The organism is Vibrio sp. A37 (genome assembly GCF_059777565.1).
This window is the reverse complement of record NZ_JBLNLI010000078.1, coordinates 1-519: the sequence shown is the minus strand read 5'-3', so window position 1 is coordinate 519 and position 519 is coordinate 1. Positions and strand designations below refer to the sequence as shown.

Genomic DNA, 519 nt, shown 5'->3' with positions numbered 1-519 from the left:
TGATGGCAAAAGTAGGTTTATTGCCGAATGTGATTAACCGTTACCCACATGAGTTCTCTGGTGGGCAATGTCAGCGTATCGGAATTGCGCGTGCGCTGATACTCCGACCGAAAATGATCATCTGTGATGAGCCAGTATCGGCATTGGATGTCTCGATACAAGCACAGGTGGTGAATCTTCTCAAAGAGTTACAAAAAGAGTTGGGTTTGAGTTTGGTCTTCATTGCTCACGACTTATCAGTCGTAAAACACATCTCAGACCGAGTGTTGGTGATGTATTTAGGCAATGCAGTAGAGCTGGGTGAAGCCGAGCCTTTGTTTGCCGATCCCAAGCACCCTTACACACGAGCATTGATGTCAGCCGTGCCCATTCCCGATCCGAAGCTAGAGCGTAACAAGCACATCGAAATGCTAGAAGGGGATTTACCTTCTCCTATCAGTCCGCCTTCAGGGTGTGTGTTCCGTACTCGTTGCCCACAAGCGACAGAAGACTGTGCTAAGACCAAGCCAGTGATGAAAG

General features: G+C 48.4%; 1 protein-coding gene. It reads left to right on the top strand.

Annotated features, from left to right (window positions below; all coding sequences use genetic code 11):
- On the top strand, nt 1–519 hold a 519-nt coding region (locus ACM2FC_RS23605; RefSeq protein ID WP_498483471.1), incomplete at both ends, for an oligopeptide/dipeptide ABC transporter ATP-binding protein.